Origin of the sequence: Emticicia agri (genome assembly GCF_004168285.1) — a bacterium.
GTDB lineage: Bacteria > Bacteroidota > Bacteroidia > Cytophagales > Spirosomataceae > Emticicia > Emticicia agri.
Genome location: NZ_SEWF01000012.1, coordinates 69466 through 93029, shown reverse-complemented (window position 1 = coordinate 93029; position 23564 = coordinate 69466). Strand labels below are relative to the sequence as shown.

The 23564-nt window shown below is 38.5% G+C and carries 18 protein-coding genes; 10 read left to right on the top strand and 8 right to left on the bottom strand.

Annotated features, from left to right (window positions below):
- Positions 1–74: 74 nt before the first annotated feature.
- Complete coding sequence (locus EWM59_RS10345; RefSeq protein ID WP_130020894.1) at positions 75–626, bottom strand: DUF1599 domain-containing protein; 552 nt, start codon at positions 624–626, stop codon at positions 75–77.
- An 89-nt stretch (positions 627–715) separates the two neighbouring features.
- Between EWM59_RS10345 and folP the strand changes: the two genes are divergently transcribed.
- Positions 716–1588, top strand: a complete 873-nt coding sequence (gene folP, locus EWM59_RS10340; protein ID WP_130020893.1) for a dihydropteroate synthase — start codon at positions 716–718, stop codon at positions 1586–1588.
- Here folP and EWM59_RS10335 read toward each other — a convergent pair.
- Positions 1563–2180 (bottom strand): hypothetical protein, encoded by a 618-nt coding sequence (locus EWM59_RS10335; protein ID WP_130020892.1) that lies wholly within the window; start codon positions 2178–2180, stop codon positions 1563–1565. The genes folP and EWM59_RS10335 overlap by 26 nt on opposite strands.
- Positions 2181–2207: 27 nt before the next feature.
- A complete protein-coding gene (locus EWM59_RS10330) occupies positions 2208–2516 on the bottom strand; it encodes an autorepressor SdpR family transcription factor (protein WP_130020891.1) in 309 nt (102 codons plus the stop codon).
- Between the two features lie 553 nt (positions 2517–3069).
- On the opposite strand from EWM59_RS10330, the gene thrA reads away from it, so the two are divergent.
- On the top strand, positions 3070–5529 hold the full coding sequence (thrA, locus tag EWM59_RS10325; protein ID WP_130020890.1) for a bifunctional aspartate kinase/homoserine dehydrogenase I: 2460 nt from the start codon (positions 3070–3072) through the stop codon (positions 5527–5529).
- 647 nt (positions 5530–6176) lie between these two features.
- Entirely contained in the window at positions 6177–7406 is a 1230-nt protein-coding gene (locus tag EWM59_RS10320) for a hypothetical protein (protein ID WP_130020889.1), read from the top strand.
- A gap of 80 nt (positions 7407–7486) precedes the next feature.
- On the opposite strand, the gene EWM59_RS10315 is transcribed toward EWM59_RS10320, so the two are convergent.
- A complete protein-coding gene (locus EWM59_RS10315; RefSeq protein ID WP_130020888.1) occupies positions 7487–8443 on the bottom strand; it encodes an alpha/beta hydrolase in 957 nt (318 codons plus the stop codon).
- 250 nt (positions 8444–8693) lie between these two features.
- On the opposite strand from EWM59_RS10315, the gene EWM59_RS10310 reads away from it, so the two are divergent.
- The 3 genes from EWM59_RS10310 to EWM59_RS10300 all read left to right on the top strand — a co-directional run bounded on the left by EWM59_RS10310 (position 8694) and on the right by EWM59_RS10300 (position 15022).
- Positions 8694–9941 (top strand): 3-phosphoshikimate 1-carboxyvinyltransferase, encoded by a 1248-nt coding sequence (locus tag EWM59_RS10310; RefSeq protein ID WP_229239331.1) that lies wholly within the window; start codon positions 8694–8696, stop codon positions 9939–9941.
- Positions 9942–10173: 232 nt separating this feature from the next.
- Complete coding sequence (locus EWM59_RS10305; RefSeq protein ID WP_130020886.1) at positions 10174–11097, top strand: aspartate carbamoyltransferase catalytic subunit; 924 nt, start codon at positions 10174–10176, stop codon at positions 11095–11097.
- Between the two features lie 484 nt (positions 11098–11581).
- Positions 11582–15022: an ELWxxDGT repeat protein gene (locus EWM59_RS10300; RefSeq protein WP_130020885.1), complete on the top strand. Its 3441-nt coding sequence runs from the start codon at positions 11582–11584 to the stop codon at positions 15020–15022.
- Positions 15023–15094: 72 nt separating this feature from the next.
- Here the strand turns inward: EWM59_RS10300 and EWM59_RS10295 are convergent, their stop codons facing one another.
- On the bottom strand, positions 15095–15493 hold the full coding sequence (locus tag EWM59_RS10295) for a DUF4890 domain-containing protein (protein WP_130020884.1): 399 nt from the start codon (positions 15491–15493) through the stop codon (positions 15095–15097).
- Positions 15494–15782: 289 nt separating this feature from the next.
- Between EWM59_RS10295 and EWM59_RS10290 the strand changes: the two genes are divergently transcribed.
- On the top strand, positions 15783–16283 hold the full coding sequence (locus tag EWM59_RS10290; protein ID WP_130020883.1) for an NADH-quinone oxidoreductase subunit C: 501 nt from the start codon (positions 15783–15785) through the stop codon (positions 16281–16283).
- A gap of 40 nt (positions 16284–16323) precedes the next feature.
- On the opposite strand, the gene EWM59_RS10285 is transcribed toward EWM59_RS10290, so the two are convergent.
- Positions 16324–17919: a peptide chain release factor 3 gene (locus EWM59_RS10285; protein WP_130020882.1), complete on the bottom strand. Its 1596-nt coding sequence runs from the start codon at positions 17917–17919 to the stop codon at positions 16324–16326.
- 157 nt (positions 17920–18076) lie between these two features.
- Between EWM59_RS10285 and EWM59_RS10280 the strand changes: the two genes are divergently transcribed.
- Positions 18077–18679 carry a 2OG-Fe(II) oxygenase gene (locus tag EWM59_RS10280; protein WP_130020881.1) on the top strand — a complete coding sequence of 201 codons (603 nt, stop codon included), beginning with the start codon at positions 18077–18079 and terminating at the stop codon, positions 18677–18679.
- 161 nt (positions 18680–18840) lie between these two features.
- On the opposite strand, the gene EWM59_RS10275 is transcribed toward EWM59_RS10280, so the two are convergent.
- On the bottom strand, positions 18841–19611 hold the full coding sequence (locus EWM59_RS10275; protein ID WP_130020880.1) for a molybdopterin-dependent oxidoreductase: 771 nt from the start codon (positions 19609–19611) through the stop codon (positions 18841–18843).
- A gap of 12 nt (positions 19612–19623) precedes the next feature.
- Positions 19624–20325: a cytochrome b/b6 domain-containing protein gene (locus tag EWM59_RS10270; protein WP_130020879.1), complete on the bottom strand. Its 702-nt coding sequence runs from the start codon at positions 20323–20325 to the stop codon at positions 19624–19626.
- Positions 20326–20519: 194 nt separating this feature from the next.
- On the opposite strand from EWM59_RS10270, the gene EWM59_RS27610 reads away from it, so the two are divergent.
- Together EWM59_RS27610 and EWM59_RS10265 are read left to right on the top strand one after the other, a co-directional pair.
- Positions 20520–20693 carry a hypothetical protein gene (locus EWM59_RS27610; protein WP_165372153.1) on the top strand — a complete coding sequence of 58 codons (174 nt, stop codon included), beginning with the start codon at positions 20520–20522 and terminating at the stop codon, positions 20691–20693.
- A gap of 231 nt (positions 20694–20924) precedes the next feature.
- Positions 20925–23561 (top strand): TonB-dependent receptor, encoded by a 2637-nt coding sequence (locus tag EWM59_RS10265; RefSeq protein WP_130020878.1) that lies wholly within the window; start codon positions 20925–20927, stop codon positions 23559–23561.
- The last annotated feature ends 3 nt before the right edge of the window (positions 23562–23564 follow it).

Sequence of the window (23564 nt, the reverse complement as noted above, 5' to 3'; positions counted from 1 at the left end):
GATTTGTGTATATATTGCAAATATAGTGTCAGACCCAAACGCCTTTTGTTAATTACTTGTTAAAGCAACGGGTATTACTGTTGTGCTTGTGCCTGTCCGAGCTTGATTAAGCAAAAAACAGCATAATTGATAATATCCTGATAACCGGATTTGATTCCTTCTGAAACAATGGTTTTACCCTGATTATCTTCTATCTGTTTAATTCTGAACAGTTTCATCAGAATAATATCAGTCATGGAACTCACACGCATATCCCGCCACGCTTCACCGTAATCATGGTTTTTGTTGAAGAGCAATGCCATTACTTCTGCAATTTCCTGATTATACAACTCGTGCAACTCATTAAACGGAATCTCAATTTTGGTATCGTCAATGAGTTTTTGCTGTATCAAAGCCATGACACAATAATTAATAATGCCTATAAATTCAGGCACTTCTCCTTCTTCTACTTTACTGAATCCGTTATCCTGAATGGTTCTGATACGCTGGGCTTTGATAAAAATCTGGTCGGTGATGCTGGGCAGCCGGAGTATCCGCCAGGATGTTCCGTAGTCTTTGTTTTTCTTCTCAAAAAGGTCCTGGCAAATCTGTATAATCTTTCGGTATTCTATTTCAGTTTGGTTCATGCACGCAATCCAAAAAAGGATAATTTTAAGGAATTCTGAATATTATATTCTATTATTGCAAAACTATAAAACTTCGGCACTATAAGCAAATGACATTTCAGATTACCCCAATAAAAGCCTGTCAATTGAAGCTACCAGGCGGAAAACTCATGGATTTATCGAGACCTGTTGTGATGGGAATACTGAATATCACACCGGATTCTTTTTATGCAGCAAGCCGCTACAAAGCCGATACACAAACCATTGCAGACATAGCAGGAGAAATGCTGAAAGATGGTGCCAAAATGATAGATGTAGGGGGGTATTCAACCCGTCCACAGGCTAAAGAAATCAGTATTGAAGAAGAGATTGACAGGGTTTTGCCGGTTATTGAAACAATCAGGAAGCATTTCTCTGATGCGGTTATTTCTATCGATACTTTCCGCAGTAAGGTGGGTAAAGAAGCGGTGAAGGCAGGCGCAACTATCATTAACGACATTGCCGGAGGAAATCTTGATGCTGATATGTTTCAGACTGTTGCGGATTTAGATGTACCTTATATATTGATGCACAGCCGAGGAAACCCGGAAACCATGACCAACCTGAATCAGTATAACGACCTGATGATTGACATTATCAGTGAATTGCAAAAGAAAGTTTTTGAACTTAGGCAGGCAGGCGTAAAAGATATTATCATAGACCCCGGTTTTGGTTTTGCCAAAGGCCCGAAACAAGGCTTTGAAATGATGCGTAAGCTGACAGCCTTTCAGGTATTAGACCTGCCTTTACTGGTGGGTATTTCAAGAAAATCAATGATTTATAAAACGCTCGGTATTTCGGCCAATGAAGCTTTAAACGGCACTACAGCCCTGAATATGATGGCACTGATGCAAGGAGCCAGTATATTAAGAGTGCACGATGTAAAAGAAGCCGTAGAAACCGTGAAGTTGTTTGAAGCTACCTACTTGCCACAATATTCCTGATAAGGCGTATCACAATGCCGTAGAAAATAACAGCCCCGATAAAGACAAGCCCCCACGACACAAGTCGGCTTTCGGTGAATGACAAGAAAAATACAGTACCTGCAATGCCTACCCAAAAGAACAAACGAGCCGTGAAACGCTGTAACCGTTTGTAATTTTTCTCCTCAAAACCTCTCGAAAACCACCCATTTCCGGCAAATGCACTGCTTGGGTGCAGATTAGACTGAAAATTACCACTGGCAAACAAGAATAAAGATAAAGCTACCCCTAAATAGCGTGGCGGAATACTCTCACCTTCGGAAAAATGCAGGATATAATAAAAGAGAATAAAACCCAGTGCTGATAAATAAGAAGACCAGATAAGCCTGATGCGTTTGTCGCTCCGTACCAGAAATTCGGCATTAGGTTTCTTGCTGTCTAAATATTGCATAATTAAAGGCAAAAAGTAGAAAAGCAGTGCCGCAAAGCAATACAAAAGAATCACTCTCGTTTGGCCGGATAATGTTTCAGGATTCCAACTGACAAACAAATAAATAAAAGGAGCTAATGCAACGCCAATAATTAGCATTTCGAATAATAATTTGCGTTTCATGACAGACAACACTTAAATTTTGGTTTTTCAATCAATCGTACGAGGATTTACTTGAAGACGTATTCTTGGTTTTTCGGCAGGAGTTGGTTTAAACTGGATAAACCACGCCAGAATTTCATCCATCACAGTCATATTCAATGAATAATAGATAAACTGTCCTTTTTTTACAGAAGCTACCAGGTCGGCCTGTTTCAATAAATCAAGATGGTGCGAAATACTTGGTTTGGTCATGTCAAAGCGGTCGGCAATGTCGCCTGCAGTCATATCGCCATCTTTCAGCATCTCTAATATTTCGCGACGAGTAGAGTCGTTTAAAGCTTTAAATAAATTATTCATTACCTGAAAAAGTAAATAAGTTTATTGAACAATTGTTGTAAGTACGAAGTAATGAAAAAAAAAATCGGATAGCCAAATTTTCTTGATTAAATATTTAGATAATCTTCTAAATGATGAAATGTTAGAAACCTCAATCTTTGAAAAACACAATTTTATCGCAATATCTGTTGGATTCGTATATAAATCATTATATTTGCAGACACTTCATTGATATACAACCCCATTCTTAACAGAAGTGGGGTATTTTTTTAAGAAATAAAGAAATAGTAGTTAATTATTCTTTGGTGAAATAGATTTTCTTAATATATCGTCCCTACGGGACTTTACACTGATTTTAATTGCTTTTTCTACCGATATATTATCCCTACGGGATACTTTTATCATCGACTTGAAGTCCCGTAGGGACGATATATCAGTAGAAATTTAGCAATTTTAAAGTCTGGTATCCCGTAGGGATAATATATTCTACAATTCTATACAAAGAGTGATTCTATTTTCTAACAACTAATTCGTCACTTCGGCGAACGTTCAATCGCTCAATAATTTAAGAATAATGAAAGTTTTAAAATTTGGAGGTACTTCAGTTGGTACAGTAGAAAGTATAAATCAGGTCATTCAGATTATCAAAGAAAACCTTGACGAAGGTCGTAAAATTGCAGTAGTGTATTCGGCAATGGGAGGTGTAACCAACCGCCTGATTGAAATTGGTAAAATGGCCTCGCAGTCTGACTCTGAGTACCTGGAACAGTTAAAAACTGTAGAAGAACGTCATTTCAATGCCATAAGGGGCCTGATAGATATAAAAAACCAGAGTGGGGCTATTGCCAAAGTAAAAGGTTTATTCAATGAATTAGAAGACCTGTTAAGAGGGGTTTATCTGATTAAAGAATTGTCGCTGCGTACCCTTGATTTGATTGTGAGTTTCGGCGAAAGATTATCAACCATTGTAATAACCGAAACCTTGAAAAACAGAGGTATTGATGCTGAATTTCTGGATGCCCGTAAGGTGGTTAAAACTAACGATGTATTTGGTTATGCCGATGTAAATTTTGAACTGACCAATGAACTGATTCGCAAGCATTTTGCGCAGACCAATAAATTACAGTGTATTACAGGTTTTATCGGCTCTACCATTGATGGGGTTACTACTACCCTCGGGCGTGGAGGTTCTGATTATTCAGGCTCTATCTTTGGCGCAGCGTTGAATGCCGCTGTCATTGAAATATGGACAGATGTAAATGGGATGATGACCGCCGACCCCCGCAAGGTAAAAAACGCCTTTACGATTCCGACCATTACATATGCTGAAGCGATGGAGTTGTCGCACTTCGGGGCAAAAGTCATTTACCCGCCAAGTCTTACACCTGCTTTTTATAAAAGTATCCCAATCAGGGTTTTAAATACCTTTAACCATAAGCATCCGGGTACTTTTATCAGTAAAACTGCCGAAACCAAAGAGTATTCAATTACGGGTATTTCGTCTATTGACGACATTGCGTTGGTGAACCTTCAAGGAGGAGGAATGATTGGTGTGGCAGGGATTTCAGCCAAATTGTTCTCTATACTGGCGAAGAATAAAATCAGTGTGATACTTATCTCTCAGGCATCTTCTGAACATTCAATCTGTTTTGCGGTTGACCCTAAATCGGCTTATGGCGTAAAAGAGATTTTAGAAGAAGGCTTTGCTACCGAAATTTCTCAGGGTTTATTAGATAATATTTCCATAGAGCAAAATCTGTCGGTATTGGCGGTAGTAGGAGAGGGCATGAAATCAAGCTCGGGTATATCAGGCAAATTGTTTTCAGTCTTAGGTAAAAACGGTATCAATGTAGTGGCTACTGCGCAGGGTTCTTCCGAACTGAATATTTCGGTAGTTATCTACAAAAAAGACATTGGTAAAGCCTTGAATGCTATTCATGAGACTTTCTTTCAGGTAGATGGTCTTACGCTTAATCTTTTTTTAGTAGGCGCAACAGGTTTGATCGGCAGTACATTGCTGCGTCAGATTCGTGAGCAGAGAGATTACCTCAAATCACGCAAAAATCTGAATATCAGGCTGGTTGGTATTACCAATACCCGAAAAATGTTGTTAGAGGAAGGCGGTATCAGCCTTGAAAACTGGAAAGAAGAATTGTTAGAAAACGGCGAGATAGCCAATATCGGTTCGTTTGTATCTGATGTGCAGGACTTAAATATGCCTTACAGCGTGTTTGTTGATTGTACTGCTGATAAGAATATAGTGCAGTACTACTATTCGTTACTGAGTGCGAGTGTATCTATTGTTACACCTAATAAGGTAGCCAATTCGGGTAAGTTTGACCAGTATTTTATGTTGCAGAAAGCGGCACAAAAGCATGGGGTAAAATTTTTGTATGAAACCAACGTAGGGGCAGGTTTGCCGATTATTAATACTCTGCAAGGGCTGATAACCAGTGGCGACAAAATACATAGCATTGAAGCCGTTTTATCGGGTACACTGGCTTACATCTTCAATAATTTTAAAGCCGGAGATAGATTTGTGGATGTGGTGAGAGAGGCAAAAGCCAAAGGATATACTGAACCAGACCCAAGAGACGATTTAAGCGGACAAGATGTAGCCCGTAAAATCTTGATTCTGTCGAGAGAATGTGGCTTGAAACTGGAACCGGATGATGTAAAAATTATCAATCTATTGAACGATGCTTGTTTGCAAGCAAAAACAGTAGATGAGTTTTTTGTGGAACTGGAAAAAGACAATGAGAGGTTTGAAAGACTACTGGCAGATGCAGAGGCTAAAGATGAAGTATTGAGATATATTGCCACTTTAGATGACGATAAAGTAACCATAGAACTGAAAACTGTGGGTCGTAAACATCCGTTCTTCAATCTGGCAGGTTCAGAAAACATTGTTTCGTTTACTACCGAGCGCTACAAGCATAATCCATTAGTGATTAAAGGCCCGGGTGCCGGAGCAGAAGTAACTGCCTCAGGCGTTTTCGCCGATATTATGAGTATCAGTAGCTATCTGGTGTAGTAATTGTGAATGAGTGAATAGAAGTTTACTGCTTATTCTATCGGATGATAATTGCTTTGATTAAGATTCAACAATAAGCGTCCTTTAAAATTTGCAAATACATTTTGGCTAAAGCCAATTAGGATTATACAATTTAATATTCCACCAGCTAAAGCTGGCGGCAATTGAATCAATAGCCCCGCGCGGCGTCCGCCCATTTTCAAATGGGGTTAACAGTCAGTCAATCATCCATATTTGGCTTTAGCCAAAATTTATTTCTTGAAATTTTGTAAAGCCAATTAGTTAATAAAAGATTAATATATAATTGAATTATTTATGCCGCAAACGGAGGACGAACGCTTCCTGTTTACGGTATTATCAATTCTTTTACAGTAAATTTTATTATGACAGAGGTACATAAGAATGGCTAATTCCAGAATAATTTCAATCAACAAATCACTCGTCAATTTATTAGTGTGCACTTTACAATGTCCAAGTATATTACCGTCATATTTTTTGTTTTTTCCATATCTCTTACTGGCTGTTCTCAAACCAAAAAGCAAGCTGAAGCTTTAGCTCAGCCCTATATACCTGAACGGTATACATTTAATATTACCAAGCCGAATGAAGATACACTGATTTTTAAAAGTGAGCTTTTTGAATTGAAAATGAAGCAATTTACTATTGCAAAAGAAGTAAAGGAATCAGAGGTAATATTCAGGAATATAGACGAGAAAAATAAAAAAGCAATTACGGTGCGTGCCTTTGACATTGGTATTTTCACCAACCCTAAAAGCCCTATTAGCGAAGAAGTAAAGCATGATGCCAATGCCGGAAGTTTTAACCGTGGTGTTTTAAGAGGTATTGCTCCCTTTTTTATTAATCCCTGGTCTGACTCAACTACTTATCGTTTTATTCATAAAAGCATTTTTAATGCAACAAGCAGGAGAGATACTATTATAAGAACTACGAAATTCCTGATTATCAACGGAATTAATCAACAACTCAATCAGCAGGAGACTTATTTTTTCTTTATCAAAGAGAACTTTTTATTTATTATCAGCTACTTGAATATAGATGAAAAGGAGTTCTTGACTAATATTATTCCGGTTGAATTTGCTGTAGATACAGCTGTTCCACTTGTTAAAACAGATACTACAATCACTAACCTCAGATATACTTCTTTATTTGAGAGACAGCCAAATAAATCGTTTATTTCTACGGTGTTCAATACTACTTATCTGAACAAAGATGGCTTGGCTATGAAAATAAAATACAGCCAACAAGTAAACGACAATGGAACAATTCGGATAAGAGAAGATGAAGAACTTTTCTTCTACGATAAGCATTTGAATAAGACAAAGACTATTGGTGGGCCTAAAGGTGTACCAAATTATACCTTTTTATTTCAATATGATAGTTTAAAAAGAAAGATTAATGACCGATTTATTTCGAGTGAAGGTCAGTTATTTGTTGAGACATCAGTAGTGTATAAACGGGATGATACATTTATAGAAAAAAAATACTCCGGTAATGATTTTTATACCAAAGTGCTCAGCGAAAAATATTCGGGAGTTATTTTTCGTGATGCCTCAGGTAGAATAGAAAAAGAGGTTACCTATGATGGTGGTGTAGTAAGGAGTGAGAAAATATATGATACTAAAGGCCGGGTAGTGAGTTATATGACTTTCATATTTGCAGCCCGCAACAAAACGTATTATTTTTATGAGGGTATTCAGCCAGGGTTACCTATAGAAGGAAATCATACAGAAGAATATTTTGATAAGAATGGTAATATGTATTTAATGAAACGTTACAACACCAAGGGTGTACTAGCTTCTTATACCATTGTTGAAGACTGTCAGATTAACGAAAAACCTTCTTTCACTCCATACTAATTTTTCATCACTAAATACCCAAAAGCCTCCCCGAAATCAATCAGAGAGGCTTTTATGCTTTTATATATATATATCGATAGTTATTTTCTTGTATTATCGTCTCCGAAGAAAACAAGGGTTTTGTCAATGGTTTCGCTTAATATCATCCATTCATGACCCTGCTCCGGATAGAAATTGTAAGAGTTAATCACCGCATTGGCTTGTAACTGTTGTCTGAGTACTTCGCCCTGGTCTGATGGAATAAACTCATCTTTACCACCATAGAAAAGTATAGTAGGAGGGGCTACTCTTGTAACCTGATAGCGTGGACTGGCTCTTTTAAAGGCATCAGGATTGCTGCTATATGGTTGACCGATTAAGTTTTCTATATCTTGCCCGAATTCACCTACACGTATTTTATCCGAAGTTAAATCGGTTGGTGCGGCAATTACCGAAACTCCTTTTACATTTTTAGATTTATCAACGGTATAAGAATAAGCAAGGGCTAAATGTCCGCCTGCACTGGCACCTATAAAGTAAATTTTATCTGAGAAGTTATATTGCTGACGCATTGAAAGAACTTTGGTGATAAGCGAACCTAAGTCCTGTATCTGCTGGTCGTATCTGATACCATTCTGGAAAGTCAGACGATAATTGGCATTCACAATGACCCAGTTATCCCCTTTAGATTTAATCTGGCTTACATAATTATTCATGAACCCTTTGTCTAACTCTTTCCACGAGCCACCATGCAGAATAATTACCACTTTGGTTTTGGTTAGCGACCGTCTGGCTGGAATATGAATGTCAAACTTCTGTAATTCATCAGGTCCATACGACTGATGATTTAGATCCTGTGCGGTCGCTTCAATATAATCTGACTCGGTTGGTGTAGTCGGATTCGTGGGAGTAGTCGGGGTTGTCGGATTGGTAGTACCGGTAGTAGTACTATCGGTTTGTGTCTTGTCTCCTGATGAGGGTTTCAAGTCTTCTATCACCTCGCATGAACTGAATAACACAGAGATGATGATTGAGCAGGCATATATGAGATTTTTCATAAAGTTATTGTAATTGTGTGTAAGTGATTCTAACAGTAGTATTTAAAAATTTATTCCAATATATAATCTGAAAGCAATAAATAAAAATTTTCAAATAATTGAGGAAAATTTTCCCCGAAAATTGTGTGATTACCATAAAATGAGTCGAGAATAAAGCATAAGAGATAATTTCACAATTATGCTTCTGACATTTAATAGAAAACCCTACTTTTGCAGTGAAATCAGATTAGAAGACAAATCAGCATATATTTTGGAAAAAGTTACCCTCTACAAAAACTCTCAGGTATTTGACGTTAAAATCCAGTTAGCCTCCTCTAAATCAGAAAGTAACAGAGCTTTAATTATCAACGCTTTATCAGGTTTTAAAGGAGATTTACAGAATCTTTCTTCTGCCCGTGATACACAAACCATGATTCGCCTGTTGCAATCGAACGAACCGATAGCTGATGTAATTGATGCCGGAACAACCATGCGTTTTCTTACGGCTTATTTTACAGCAACCGGACAAAGCAAAACCATGACAGGCACTGCCCGTATGTGTGAGCGCCCAATCGGGATTCTCGTAGAGGCACTGAAAACTATCGGAGCAGAAATTGATTATCTGCAAAAAGAGGGTTATCCGCCCCTGCAGATTCATGGACTTAGTGAACAGAAAAGCAATGAAGTAACCATCAGAGGCGATGTAAGCAGCCAGTATATTTCTGCCCTTGTGATGATAGCCCCGACACTGCCACAAGGATTAACCATTCATCTGACAGGAGATTTAGGTTCAATACCTTATATTAAAATGACACTTGCCCAGATGAAAGCCTTTGGCGTAGAAGCAAAAGCCGAATGGGATAAAAAAGTAATCAGTGTTGCTCCGCAAAGCTATGCGCCAACAGCCTATCAGATAGAATCTGACTGGTCTGGTGCGAGCTACTGGTATAGTATAGTAGCATTGGCTACTGATGAAGCGACCAAAGTTGAGCTATTGGGCCTAAAAGAAAACTCGCTGCAAGGTGATAGTGCCATTGTTGACATCATGACGCAATTGGGTGTGAAAAGTACTTTTACCAAAGAGGGGGTATTATTAACAAAAATTCCTGCGCAGGCATCACTTAACTGGGATTTTACCAATTGCCCAGACCTGGCTCAAACAGTAGCTGTTACCTGCGTTGCTAAAGGAATAGAGGCTACTTTTACGGGTATTGAAAGCCTTAAAATTAAAGAAACAGACCGTATATTAGCTTTGCAGAATGAACTGAGGAAGTTTGGAGGTAGCCTGACCGAAGTAGTAACCAACACCGAATATAAAGTTGCAGGTTCAGGTTTTGAATTTGGGAGTGCACCCATCAGCATTGCTACCTACGACGACCACCGGATGGCTATGGCGTTTGCCCCATTAGCTATGCTGACCGATGTAACCATTGAAGAGCCACATGTAGTAGTAAAATCTTATCCGAGTTTCTGGGAGGATTTGAAAAAAGTTGTTCAAATAGAACAACAGCCCAAATGATTTTCAGAAACTGTTTAAATTAAATTTTACGATTCAAAATGAAATATTTTTTACAAAGACAAGGCTCTACAACCGCAGTTTAGCAGAGCTAAATGAGGATTGTAGTAACGCAGTATTTGTGAAAAATAGTCATTTTGAACGAAACAAGATTAATTTAAACAGTTTCTTCCAGCCCCTTTTGTGTATTGGGGCTTTTTTTTATAATTTTGCCAAACATACTTCTCAAATTAAGATGCAATCATTGAGTACCAAACATCTACTCGGTATAAAAGACCTTTCTACAAACGATATTCAACTTATTTTAGAAACAGCCAAGGAGTTTAAAGAGGTAATTAACCGACCGATTAAGAAAGTCCCCTCATTGAGAGATGTAACGATTGCCAATGTTTTTTTTGAAAACTCTACCCGTACCCGCTTGTCATTTGAATTGGCAGAAAAGAGACTTTCGGCCGATGTTGTTAATTTCTCTGCTTCTGGTAGTTCAGTAAAGAAAGGAGAAACCCTGCTTGATACGGTCAATAATATTCTGGCCATGAAAGTAGATATGATTGTGATGCGGCACGCAAGTCCAGGTGCTCCTCATTACCTGTCTAAAAAAATCAAAGCCAATATTGTCAATGCAGGAGACGGTACGCACGAACACCCAACGCAAGCCTTGTTAGATTCGTTTTCGATGCAGGAAAAATTAGGCGATTTGGCAGGTAAAAAAATTGCCATTATCGGCGATATTCTTCATTCAAGAGTAGCCCTTTCAAATATATTCTGTTTACAGAAATTAGGTGCCGAAATTACCATTTGCGGCCCTAATACCCTTCTGCCGAAATACATAAGTGAGATTGGCGTAAAGATTTCGCATAGTGTAAAAGATACCTTGCAATGGTGCGATGTAGCTAACGTATTAAGAATCCAGTTAGAACGTCAGCAAATTAAGTATTTCCCCTCATTGAGAGAGTACTCGCTGTATTTTGGTATCAACAAACAGATGCTTGACGAATTGGATAAAGAAATTGTATTGATGCACCCTGGCCCTATCAACAGGGGAGTGGAATTGTCGAGCGATGCCGCAGACTCACACCACTCAATTATTCTCGACCAGGTTGAAAATGGCGTGGCCGTAAGAATGGCAGTGCTTTACCTCTTATCGCAGCAAATATAGGTATGTAAATAGGTAAATATAGAAGAATTGACTCTAAAGTATCTCAGATATTTGTTGTGATTCAAATATTTTACGTAATATTGTAGTCAAGAAAACAAACCCGTGATAACCGGAATAAATTCGCTGTGACTGAGTTTGTCCTCGTATGCTTCACGTTATGATAGCCAAATTATAATTTTTTTGATATGAGATATTGCTGTTGCTAAAACTTCTCTGTATCAAAACCACCAGTATTTATTGAAGCCTGAAAACAAAAGAAATCCGGATATAGGTATATCCGGCGCTGTGTTACTATGAACCTGTTTAAACTTTTAATTTTATAGCGAAAATGAAAAATTTTTTGATTAGAGGGGAAGAAAAATTGAGTTCGTAGTAGAACTACGGACGAATTTTTTCTTCCCTTCTAATCGGAAAAGATTCATTTGCAGCCAAAAGTAATAAGTTTAAACAGGTTCTATATATCTAAACCTTTAATTGCTATTATATGAAGCAACTCTATGTGATTCTGTTTACAGTTATTTCTTTTGTTTCTCCTGCTCAGAAACTCCTCAAAGACATTGTTACCAGCAATGCAAGTTCTCATCCGAGAGCGATGGTGAATGCCAATGGTAAGTATTTTTTTATAGCCAAGGGAGCTCAGTCAAATTCTGAGCTTTTTGTAACGGATGGCACCAATGCCGGAACAGTACAATTAACCAATTCAAGTTCTAATTCAGGTCCTTATCTGGACGGAGCCCTTTTTAGTTTTGGTGATAAAATCTTATTCAGTGCTTATTATTATTTGAACAATAACTATCAGGGGAGTGAACTCTGGATTAGCGACGGAACAGTAGCCGGTACAAAACTGCTGAAAGAGATTAATACTAATAGTAATAGTAGCTCTTATCCGGGCTCTTTTATTAAATTAGGCAGTAAAGCGATTTTCTGGGCGAATGATGGAGTAAACGGAACCGAACCCTGGGTAACTGATGGTACACCAGAGGGTACATTTTTATTAAATGACCTGAATCCAGGTTCCAGTAGTTCGTTTGTTAATAATCCGGCAGATGTAGTAATCCTTAATTCTAAATTATATTTCAGTTCTTATTCTCCGAATAATGGCTATGAACTTTATGTGAGTGATGGAAATCCGTGGGGAACATACATGATTAAGGATATTTATCCCGGTAGCAATTCGTCAAGTCCAGGCTATTTTACACTTCTTGGCAATAAATTCTATTTTTCAGCCAATGATGGGACTAATGGTACTGAACTATGGGTGAGCGACGGTACAGATTATGGCACTACAGTATTTAAAGACATTTATTCCGGGCCAAATTCCAGTTATATATCTAATATTATGGAATTAAACGGGAAACTCATTTTCAGGGCTGATAATGGTGGCACTGGCTATGAATTATTTGTATCAAACGGAACCAACGCAGGTACAACCTTACTGAAAGACATTTATCCGGGTTATGCCTCTTCTTCCCCGCAGGATTTTATTAAGTCTGGTAATAATATTTTTTTTAGTGCAACAGATGGAGTAAACGGTAGAGAACTTTGGAAAACCAACGGTACAATCGCAGGTACAAGTCTGGTAAAAGACATTAACCTTACCAGCAGTTTAGACGAGAGTTATACGTTCAGTAGTAATAGTACTCGCAGAAAATTTGTAGATGCTAACGGGAAACTGTTTTTTATTGCCAATAATGGCCCTGACGGTTTTGAGTTATGGAAAAGCGATGGTACTACCGCAGGTACATCAATGGTGAAAGAGTTTGTACCGGGGCCGGTAAGTTCTGAATTATATAATCTCCAGGCTTTCGGTTCAAATCTGTATTTTTCTGCTACTGATAATGCAGGGAAATATGTTTATTATAAAACCGACGGTACCAATGCCGGAACAGTATCGGTTTCTGATATGAACCCGGGTTTGCCTGTTGAAAGTGTGTTCCCTTTGTTAAATCTCTCAAATACCTATTTATACTTTGCTGCCTATAACAAAGAGGTGGGCTATGAGTTATTCAGAACCAACGGCACTACCATCAGTCTGATAAAAGACATTGAGCCAAATTTTTATAGCAATAGTGCCGACTTCAGCACAAAAATAGGTTTAGGTGATAACCTTTTATTTACCTATAACGACAACCTGCATGGGTTAGAACTCTGGAAAACCGATGGTGCGAGCAATACAGGTATTATCAAAGAAATGACCAAATACCCTACGATTGGGTCTTCTTATTATTCAAATTCGAGCAGCATCAGTAGCCTTGTTACCTTTAAAAATTATTCCTATTTTCTATCAAATGGTTCAATCTGGCGTACAAATGGGCAGAATATGGAAATTTTTGCCGGTAGCAGTAGCTACATCTATTCAATGATTTTGTCAAATAACAAAATCCGTTGGGTAACCACTAATCAGTTGTACGAAAGCGATGGTGATGATATAAAACTGATTGCTTCGCTCAACGACTATAATTATTACAGTAGTTATCTTGCGGCCGATATAAACGGAATTACCTATTTTTTATACAGTACGTATAGTAATGGTACTGAATTATGGCGAACAGATGGTACTGCCGGGGGCACCTGGATGGTAAGAGATATTAACTATGGTAGTAGCCCAACCAGTTTTGGCATTTTCAAAAAAGTAGGGAATAAGTTATTTTTTACAGTATATAGCGATGTGAATTTCGGGACAGAACTATGGGTAACTGATGGTACCGAGGGAGGTACTTATCTGGTAAAAGATATTAATCCGGGGTTTAATAGTTCGTCGCCTTATAATTTAACCAACCTGAATGATAACTTACTGATATTTTCAGCCTATAATAATTCGTATGGTAGCGAGCTGTGGAGAAGCGATGGCACAGAGGCAGGTACTTACATGGTGGCAGATATTAACAGTGGAAGTTCAGGTTCGTATCCATCATCTTATGAAATGGGAGAGTTTGCTATACTCAATAACAAAGTTTACTTTGAGGCATACGGAAACTTTGGTTTCAGGCTTTACTGGACTGACGGTAATACTGTTTCTATGTTTAATAGGGCTATAGACCCCGAAGCCATGATTAAGTTTAACAATCAGTTGTATTTCAGAGGGGTAGATTATAATGATCCACAAGGTTATGAATTATGGAAAAGCGATGGAACGGTTGCCGGAACAAGTATGGTAAAAGATATTTTTAAGGGCACTTCCAGTTCATACCCATCAAAATTCTTTGCCTTCAATGATGTATTGTATTTTACAGCCAACGATGGCATACATGGCATTGAATTGTGGAGCCTTACCCCTTGTGCTGATAGTCTTTACATCAATAGTGCTTTGACTGGTACTGAAAAATATCAGGCAAGTAAAATTATTGTTGGGGCAGAAGCCAACACCATTGATGGTACGGCAAACATTACTTATGATGCGGCCAATTATGTTTTATTGCAACCCGGTTTTAGTACCAACGATGGCGCAGTTTTTCAGACATTGCTTGAGGGCTGTGGTAACAATGCTCCACTAACGGGAAATGCAGATAATACCACTACACAAAAAACAGATAACCGAACAGAAGAATATATACAAGATATGCAGGATGCCCCGAGCATTGATGATTTTATAACCAAAGGAAATAACAGCGATTTAAGACAGATATGGGCAAAATATCTTGAAGACAGCAGAGTGTTAATAGATAAAGAGCAACAGTTAAAAAACGAACTTAAAATCCTGAATGAACAAAAAAGCGAAGTAAAAACCAACAAAAATCAGGAGGCATTAGTAAACCATTACAATGCCAGCAATAGCAAGGAGCAAGCATACGAAATAGCCAGACAAGAGGCAGGGAAGTATAATTATTTTATTAACCCAGTCAGAAATCAGCAAGGCGAAAAATTGGGCTATGACCTGACGATTTATGCGGCAGGTAAAAAGTATGAGTCGGCTATCAGGTATTAAAATGCTACAAAAAAACGAGAGCCATTCCTACTTTGTGGATGGCTCTCGTTTTTATAGACAGACACATGCAAATTATTTCTTTCTACCTCTCATCTTGTCTCGCATTTCTTCTCTTCTTTTCTTGGTGTCCTCATGCAGCTTATTCATTTGCTCTGGTGTAAGTACACTTTCGTAGCTTTTAATTATGGCTGCACGATTTGCTTTTAGTTGCTCACGGTTAGCTGCCATTTTTTCTTTTTGCTCTTTTCTGGCTTCCTCTCTCTTTTTCTCCTGGTCAAGGTTGATGGCTAATATTTTCTGATACTGGTCATTACTCAAAGCAAGCGATTCCTGCATGCGTTTGGTTCTTAATTCGGCGCGTTGTTCAGGTGTTCTTTCTGTCCTCTCTCCACGAGTTGCTTTATCATTCTGGGCAAAAGCTCCGGAAATCAACCCACCTACAAGCGTACACACTAAAAGGATTTTTTTCATTGTTTTAATAAGATTGATTGTATTAACTGTGAATATTTCTACAACGTTGTGGTTCTTAGAACGAAATGTAGGCAAAAGGTTTAAAACCCTAAATAAACTTATTTGTTTTCAAAGATAACAGAATATGTTTTACCTTTACTATCGATAATGTTTTTTTGAATAAATCATTGATTTTTAGAAATTAAAGTGATTAGTAAGAATAAGTTTCTGAAAAACTTGTACTTGATATTTAAAATCACTAAATCACTAAATCACCGGGCCGCGTAGGCTCATTCACTCAATTATTACTATGGATTTTGACCTGATAAGACTGTTAATTATAAGTATGTTTGGCGATGACGTAGTTCTGAAAGAAGATAAAACGTCTCCACAGCCAAGCCTGACCGTACCAGCTGATAAGATATTAGAAATCTGCCAGTTTTTGCATGTACAACCTAAATTGTATTTCGATTACCTAACTTGTATTACGGGCATTGATAACGGTGCCGAGGTAGGTACCATAGAAGTGATTTACCACCTTACCTCTATTCCATACGGCCATAATTTTGTGTTGAAAGTAGAAGTGCCTCGAAATGCCGAAGGCGAACCTTTACCCAAAGTGCCTTCTGTAACACCTATCTGGCGCACAGCCGACTGGCATGAGCGTGAAGCCTACGATTTGGTAGGAATTGATTTTGTAGGACATCCGGATTTAAGAAGAATTTTGTTGCCTGCCGATTGGGAAGGGCACCCATTAAGAAAAGACTATCAGGAGCAGGAAAGATACCACGGTATCAAAGTGAAATATTAAAAATAATGCCCCTCCGAAAAGGGGCATTTATATAATCAGTCTAATAAGCCATTACGGTCTTAAACTCGGAGGTAGTATGAAACTGAATATCAGGGTTATTCTGAATATTCATTCGCAGAATCCAGTCGGTTTCTGCCAGAAAAACTGGGTTCTGGTCTTTGTCGTAGGCAATAAAATTGCTTTTCAAGCGGATAAACTCGGCCAGTTTAATTTTGTCTTCTGCCGTAATCCAGCAGGCCTTTGAATAGGGGCGGGCATCAAACCGACAACTTGCCCCATACTCATTTAATAATCGGTATTGAATTACCTCAAACTGTAACTCACCTACGGTACCGATAATCTTTCTGTTACCCGGCTGAATCGTAAACAACTGCGCTACACCCTCATCAGTTAATTGTTGTACACCTTTTTCCAACTGCTTCGATTTCATCGGGTCATTATTAATTACCTCTTTGAAAATCTCAGGCGAGAAACTCGGAATACCCGTAAACTGTAATTCTTCACCTTCTGTCAAAGTATCGCCGATTTTAAAAGTGCCTGTATCATACAAACCAATCACATCGCCCGGGTAGGCATCTTCTACCACATCTTTTCTATCAGCGAGAAAGGCAAAGGGACTTGAGAAGCGCATTTCTTTGCTTAAACGCACGTGTTTGTAAAATTTTCCACGTTCAAACTGCCCGCTACAAATTCTTAAAAAGGCAATTCTATCACGGTGGCGGGGGTCAATATTGGCATGGATTTTAAATACAAATCCACTGAATTTCTTTTCTTCCGGCTCAACCATACGTTTGTCGGTCATGCGATGTACAGGAATGGGCGACACATCACAAAAGGTGTTCAGCAATTCCATTACCCCGAAATTACTTACTGCACTGCCAAAAAACACAGGTGCCAGATTTCCGGCTAAATAATCTGCCTGATTGAAATCAGTATATACGCCTTCAATCAGTTCTACATCTTCACGCAGTTGGTTGGCATCTTTTTCGCCTACCTTTTTATCTAATACTGCTGAATCTAAGGCTATTACTTCAATATCATCTTCCAGACGTGTTTTATTGACGGCAAAATGGTTCATTTTCTTTTCAAGCAGGTGATACACCCCCTTGAAATTAGAACCACCGTTAACAGGCCAGGTTATCGGACGAACTTTGATATTGAGTTTTTGTTCTAATTCATCTAACAAATCGAACGGGTTTTGGCCTTCACGGTCGAGTTTATTCACAAAGATAATGACCGGAGTATTGCGCATACGGCACACCTCCATTAATCGCTCTGTTTGTTCCTCCACGCCTTTCACACAGTCAATTACCAGAATTACACTGTCAACCGCCGTCAGGGTTCTGTAAGTATCTTCCGCAAAGTCTTTGTGGCCGGGCGTATCAAGGATATTGATTTTCAGGTTACGGTATTCAAACGTCATCACCGAGGTTGCTACCGAAATACCTCTTTGCTTCTCAATTTCCATGAAATCGGAAGTAGTAGATTTCTTGATTTTATTAGATTTCACCGCTCCGGCAGTCTGAATGGCACCTCCGAAAAGCAGGAGTTTTTCAGTCAGTGTAGTTTTTCCGGCATCGGGGTGAGCAATGATAGCGAAAGTACGACGTTTGTGTAATTCTTGAAGAAATGACATTTTTATCTAATTTTGTGAACCCTTGCGTTCAACTTAATATGATTTGTATTCAAAAGTATAGTTAAATTTCAGAGAATTTAGTGGGATTTTGATCACTCAATCACTCATTCTCTCAATCACTAAATTCATAAAACGGGTGCAAAAATACGCATAAAATATGGAAGAAACACTGGCATTTTCATTTGAATCTATAATTTCTCAAATAATTGAACACGGATACGGCATTTTAGATAACTTTTTGACGGAAGAAGAAATTACTGAACTGAATGAAAGTTTTTTAGCCCACTATCAGGCACAGGAATTCAGGCAGGCAGGTATCAGTAAGGAACATGAAGTAGTAAAAAATATTCGTGGAGATGAAATCCTGTGGTTAGAAAAAGAACAAGCTAATGCTATTGAGATTAAATTTTTAGAGCGTTTAGAAGCGTTTATGAGTTATGTCAATTATACCTGTTTTCTTGGGTTGCGTTCTTACGAAATTCATTACGCCTCTTATCCGGTGGGTACTTTTTACAAACGCCATTTAGATAAATTCAGAAACGACTCAGGTCGGAAACTCTCATTCATCTGTTACCTTAACCAGAACTGGCAGGCAGATAATGGAGGCGAGTTAGTCTTATATTTGCCTGATAAAGAAGAAATTGTATTACCCATAGGGGGCAGATTAGTGGTTTTTGAAAGTGACAAAATTGAACATGAGGTGTTACCTGCCAATCGTGAACGTAGAAGCCTGACAGGCTGGTTGCGCAATATTGACTAAGAGCATATTTAAATATTGTTATTCTGACCGAAAAGTTCAGATTTTTAAGCTAAACAAGGCGCATTTTGCAGATGTAGCCAGGAGCTACATCGAAAAAATGCAACGCAGTGTAGCTTAAAAAGATAAGCTTTGTAGGTCGAATCATAATGTTTAAACATGCTCTACAGCGTAACATCATAATCATACCCGTACTCATGCCAGTAGTCACGGGGTGGAGTGTCTGAAAAATACATTTTGCCAATGCGTTTCAGATTTTTAACGCCATATTTTACCGGAATAATCAACCTCAAGGGGGCACCATGCAATTTAGGCAATGGTTGGTTATTTACTTCAAAACATAGCAAGGTTTGTGGGTGTAAAACACTTTCAATGTCCAGACCCACATAGTATTTGGCATCCGGTGTTTCCAGTCCTACATATTTATACCATTCGTTGGTACCTTCTTTTTTGCCTAACTTGTATTTGTTCAGAAAGTCTGAAAACTTAATACCGCTATAGTGCACAATCTGGTCCCAGCCCTCAATACATTTGAAATCAAAAATAATTTCTTCTTTGGGTAATGCCTGTATGTCTTTTAACTGAAAATAGATAGAAGGCTTACCCGTAGGGCTTACTACTTCTAACCGCCATTTTTCTGTGTCGATATCATCTTTAATGCCAATAAATCCATTCAGTCTGGGTTTTCGGGCGGCTCTGGCTTTTGGATAGGTTTTAGCTAAATGCTTATGACTGAAAAATTTATCCTTTATGCGCTCATTAAAACTCAACACATCTCTGGTAAGTTCAGGTAATCGGTTATTGGTGGGTGGTAACCCGCTGAACCATTTCCATGAAAACCATCCGCCGACGCTGGCCAGCAGGAAGCCTGCAAAAGAAAAAAATGTTCTTCGCTGTATTTTTTTATCCGACCATTGTTCGGTTTTCTTTTCCATGATAAAGTTTTTTTAAGGTTCAATAACTGGTGTGGGTTCTTTTTCGGGCTTTGGCGTTTCTACTGTTTTCTTTACCTCAAAACCCGTAATCATCGACTGAAAGTTTTTCCAGCCTGCCCTGATAACCTGTATGATATGAACCAGGAAGAATAAAACATAACCGATAGTTAAAATAAAATGTAAAAAACGGGCAAACCCATAACCACCCAACAGCCATGTGAGCCAATAAGCCTGCACGGGTTTGTAAATAGCTATACCTGTTATGATAGAGCCAAACCCCATGATAATGATTGCAGTATAGGCTATCTGTTGGGCACCATTATATTTTTTTACAGGAGGATGGTATTTGCTGATATATAAATCGTGCAGAAGTACCTGCCAGGCTTCTTTAAAAGAGTGTTTGTTGGGTATTAAATACCGCCACTCGCCCGAAATGAGGGTATACAAGACATACAGAAAACCATTCAGAAAGAATATCCACATAAAGACAAAATGCGTAGCCATACCCTCTGCCAACCGATAAGGTACTTTAAGTGCTTTATAAAAGCCCGGCGGAAAAAACTTGAATAGTACCCAATCGCCCAACTGAATTTTATACACGCTGTTAGCCCAATAAATAAGCATACCACTCCATATCATAATAAGCAGTATAGGAAAATTTATCCAATGAAACCACCGGATAGCGAGCGGATGCTTTTTTTCAATTTCTTTCATCTGAACAGATAAATAGATGGAATATATGTCAATTTACACTATTTACGGCTAATAACAAATTTGGGATTTTGTTCTTTTTCCACCTTCCTTACAGGGTGCAAAGAGAACCGAAGAAGAAGGGTATTGCAGGGCAATAAATTTCTTTTGATAGCTATTTAGAAATTTTTAATAAATTTGTACAAAAACGTGAACCCATGACATTTGAAGAGTACTTAATCAGCAAGAAAATAAGCAAGGAAAAATTTGCCAAAGCCGAACCGGAAATGTTTAAAGAGTGGAAGGTGTTATTCGACCAGATGCACCCCGAGAGTTTTACCATGCACAAGAAATTCTACTTAAATCCTATCAGACGAAAATACTATTTATAAGTGTTAATCTACTACGTATATAGGTGATGTTTATCAGCATCGGCCGTTTTTTGTTTTTCTCTCATCTACTTATATCTACCTTTCATCTACTATTTTGCGGTACTGATATTTTTTATAAATCTTTTAATGGGAATTGATGTATTTAATGCAGGATTAGATGGTAATTTTGTACAAAATCAAGATTATTTAGCTATTACAACCACAGATATAGATTAACATTTATTTACGAAAATGAAAAAAAGAATTTTACTTACAGTCCTTTCACTGGGCTTACTTACCACAACTTTTGCCCAATTCCCAGGTGGCGGCGGCGGTGGTGGCTTCGGTGGGGGTGGACGCTCAAATGGTGGTTTTCAGAGACCGAATCAACAACAGGAACAACAAATCCCACAAGACGAAATTCCGAGAGGTTCAGCCAAAATCAGTGGCAAACTAATCGACTCAACTACCAACAAACCGGTAGAATTTGCCTCTATTGCCGTATATGACAAAAACAATAAAGTCGTAGAGGGCTCAATGACCGATATGAACGGTGCATTCACTATTAAAAACCTTGCCAAAGGCAGCTATAAAGTAGTGGCTTCTTTTATTGGTTACAAAAATGCAACGGTCAACAAAGTGGACATTGCCAACAATAAATCTGATGTGAATATCGGTAACCTGATGATTGCTACTGATACTAAAATTTTAAATGAAGTAACAGTGGTAGGTCAGGCCGCTTTGATTGAAGACAAAGTTGACCGCCTGGTATATAATGCTGAAAAAGACATTACCAGTAGGGGAGGTACCGCAGAAGACGTATTGAGAAAAGTACCCATGCTGACAGTTGATATGGACGGCAATGTGCAGATGCGCGGAAGCAGTAATATTAAGGTATTGATAAACAATAAGCCTTCAAGCATTTTGGCTTCGAACATTGCAGATGCCATCAAGCAGATTCCTTCTGATATGATTAAGTCGGTAGAGGTAATTACTTCGCCATCGGCTAAATACGATGCAGAAGGAACCGCAGGTATCATTAATATCATTACAAAAAAGAATACTTTACAAGGGCTGACAGGTTTTGTGAATGCGGGAGCCGGGGTGCGTGGTGCCAATGCTTTTGGTAACTTGAATCTGCGCAAGAAGAAAGTTGGAACTTCTTTAAACTTTGGAGGTAACTCGGGTTATAATACGCCAAGTGATGGCTCAACTACACGTGTGAGCTCTGTAAGAGGGGTAAGTACCACACTTGCCCAAACAGATGCCAGCAGGGTAAGACGTTTATTCGGAAATACTCAGTTGAGTGTAGATTATGACATTAATTCTAAAAACTCATTGAGTCTGACGGGTCGTCTGGGTGTTGGTAATTTTAATACCAGAGGCACACAGACTTCGCTATTAACCGGGGCTGATAATGTGGTTCTGACAGAGTTTTCTCGGTATGTGAAACAATTGCGTAGTAACCGCAGCATTGATTTTGACTTCAACTATACCAGAACCTTCAAAGAGCAGGGGCACGATTTTCAGTTTTTGATTCAGCATGGTAGAAATCTGCGTAATACCGACTTCACAACCGACCAGAATAACCTGCCTTTCAACAAAAGTAACAATGATGGCAAAAACGCTGAAACTACTTTTCAGGCCGATTATAACCTGCCATTGAAAAAACACATTTTTGAGACAGGAGCAAAATATGTGATACGTGATGTAACCAGTGGTTATGATTTCTTCCAGTTCAACGAACAGGCAAACGATTATGTGATTGTTCCGGGCAGAACCAATAACTTTAATTATGAGCAGAATGTAGCTTCAGCTTATGCTTCATTTACCTTAGCATTACCTAAAAAATGGGGCTTAAAAGCAGGAGTTCGTTATGAAAATACACAAATTACTGCCAAATTCCAGAGTTCAGACAAACCAACTACCATTGACCCTTACGAAAACATTGTGCCTACAGTGGCTATATCGAAAGATTTTCCAAAGAACCACAAAGTCAGATTCAGCTATGGGCAACGTATTCAACGTCCTAATCTTGACTTCCTGAATCCGTTTGTAAACTACGCAGACCCCTTGAATATTTCGTATGGTAATCCGTTGTTAAGACCAGAATTGAGCCATAATTTTGAATTGAATTATAATACTTACTTCAAAGCCAACTCAATCAACGTATCGGTTTTCAGAAGATTAACCAACAACAATATTACTTCTGTAAGGTCTATTGACGAAGCCGGGGTAATTACCACAACTTTTGATAATATCGGTAAAACCAATTTCTATGGGGCTAACCTGTTTGTCAATATTCAACCAACCAAGAGTTTCAGATTAGGCGGTGGTGCCAACTTTACTTATAATATGCTGAACGGCTCAATTGTGATTCCGGTATTACAAAACGATAATACTTATAAAAACACAGTAGTAGGAATCGAAAACAAAGGCTGGAATTCCAACTTTAACTTCAATGCTTCTTATACCTTTACCAAGGGTTGGGGTGCGCAGGCGTTCGGGTTTTTCGGAAGTCGTCAGATACAGTTACAAGGGTACCAAGGAGCGTGGAGAAATTATAATATTGGTATAAAGAAAGATTTCAAAAACAAAAAAGGTAGCTTTAACTTCGGTTTAGATAATCCGTTTACAAAATTCATGACTATCAAGAGTTTTGCCAAAGACCCTACGTTTACGTCTAATTCGGTACGCCATATGTATAACAGAGGTTTACGCTTCTCTATCAATTATTCATTTGGTAAAATGGATTTCAATGGTGGTGGTAGCCTTTTCCGCAACAAAAAGAAAGTGAATAACGATGATGTGAAAGCTGGCGAAAGTGAAGGTGGTGGACAAGGGCAACCGCAAGCACCAGCCGGTGGTGGCGGTGGCCGACCTCGTTAATCG

Excerpts from the sequence above, each read along its gene's own strand:
- EWM59_RS27610 (WP_165372153.1), top strand. The coding sequence starts at position 20,520 with ATGACATTTGAAGAGTACTTAATCAGCAAGAAAATAAGCAAGGAAAAA.
- EWM59_RS10285 (WP_130020882.1), bottom strand. The coding sequence starts at position 17,919 with ATGTCATTTCTTCAAGAATTACACAAACGTCGTACTTTCGCTATCATT.
- thrA (WP_130020890.1), top strand. The coding sequence starts at position 3,070 with ATGAAAGTTTTAAAATTTGGAGGTACTTCAGTTGGTACAGTAGAAAGT.
- EWM59_RS10335 (WP_130020892.1), bottom strand. The coding sequence starts at position 2,180 with ATGAAACGCAAATTATTATTCGAAATGCTAATTATTGGCGTTGCATTA.
- EWM59_RS10265 (WP_130020878.1), top strand. The coding sequence starts at position 20,925 with ATGAAAAAAAGAATTTTACTTACAGTCCTTTCACTGGGCTTACTTACC.
- EWM59_RS10275 (WP_130020880.1), bottom strand. The coding sequence starts at position 19,611 with ATGGAAAAGAAAACCGAACAATGGTCGGATAAAAAAATACAGCGAAGA.
- EWM59_RS10270 (WP_130020879.1), bottom strand. The coding sequence starts at position 20,325 with ATGAAAGAAATTGAAAAAAAGCATCCGCTCGCTATCCGGTGGTTTCAT.
- EWM59_RS10320 (WP_130020889.1), top strand. The coding sequence starts at position 6,177 with ATGAAGCAATTTACTATTGCAAAAGAAGTAAAGGAATCAGAGGTAATA.
- EWM59_RS10300 (WP_130020885.1), top strand. The coding sequence starts at position 11,582 with ATGAAGCAACTCTATGTGATTCTGTTTACAGTTATTTCTTTTGTTTCT.
- folP (WP_130020893.1), top strand. The coding sequence starts at position 716 with ATGACATTTCAGATTACCCCAATAAAAGCCTGTCAATTGAAGCTACCA.
- EWM59_RS10280 (WP_130020881.1), top strand. The coding sequence starts at position 18,077 with ATGGAAGAAACACTGGCATTTTCATTTGAATCTATAATTTCTCAAATA.
- EWM59_RS10290 (WP_130020883.1), top strand. The coding sequence starts at position 15,783 with ATGGATTTTGACCTGATAAGACTGTTAATTATAAGTATGTTTGGCGAT.
- EWM59_RS10345 (WP_130020894.1), bottom strand. The coding sequence starts at position 626 with ATGAACCAAACTGAAATAGAATACCGAAAGATTATACAGATTTGCCAG.
- EWM59_RS10295 (WP_130020884.1), bottom strand. The coding sequence starts at position 15,493 with ATGAAAAAAATCCTTTTAGTGTGTACGCTTGTAGGTGGGTTGATTTCC.
- EWM59_RS10305 (WP_130020886.1), top strand. The coding sequence starts at position 10,174 with ATGCAATCATTGAGTACCAAACATCTACTCGGTATAAAAGACCTTTCT.
- EWM59_RS10330 (WP_130020891.1), bottom strand. The coding sequence starts at position 2,516 with ATGAATAATTTATTTAAAGCTTTAAACGACTCTACTCGTCGCGAAATA.
- EWM59_RS10315 (WP_130020888.1), bottom strand. The coding sequence starts at position 8,443 with ATGAAAAATCTCATATATGCCTGCTCAATCATCATCTCTGTGTTATTC.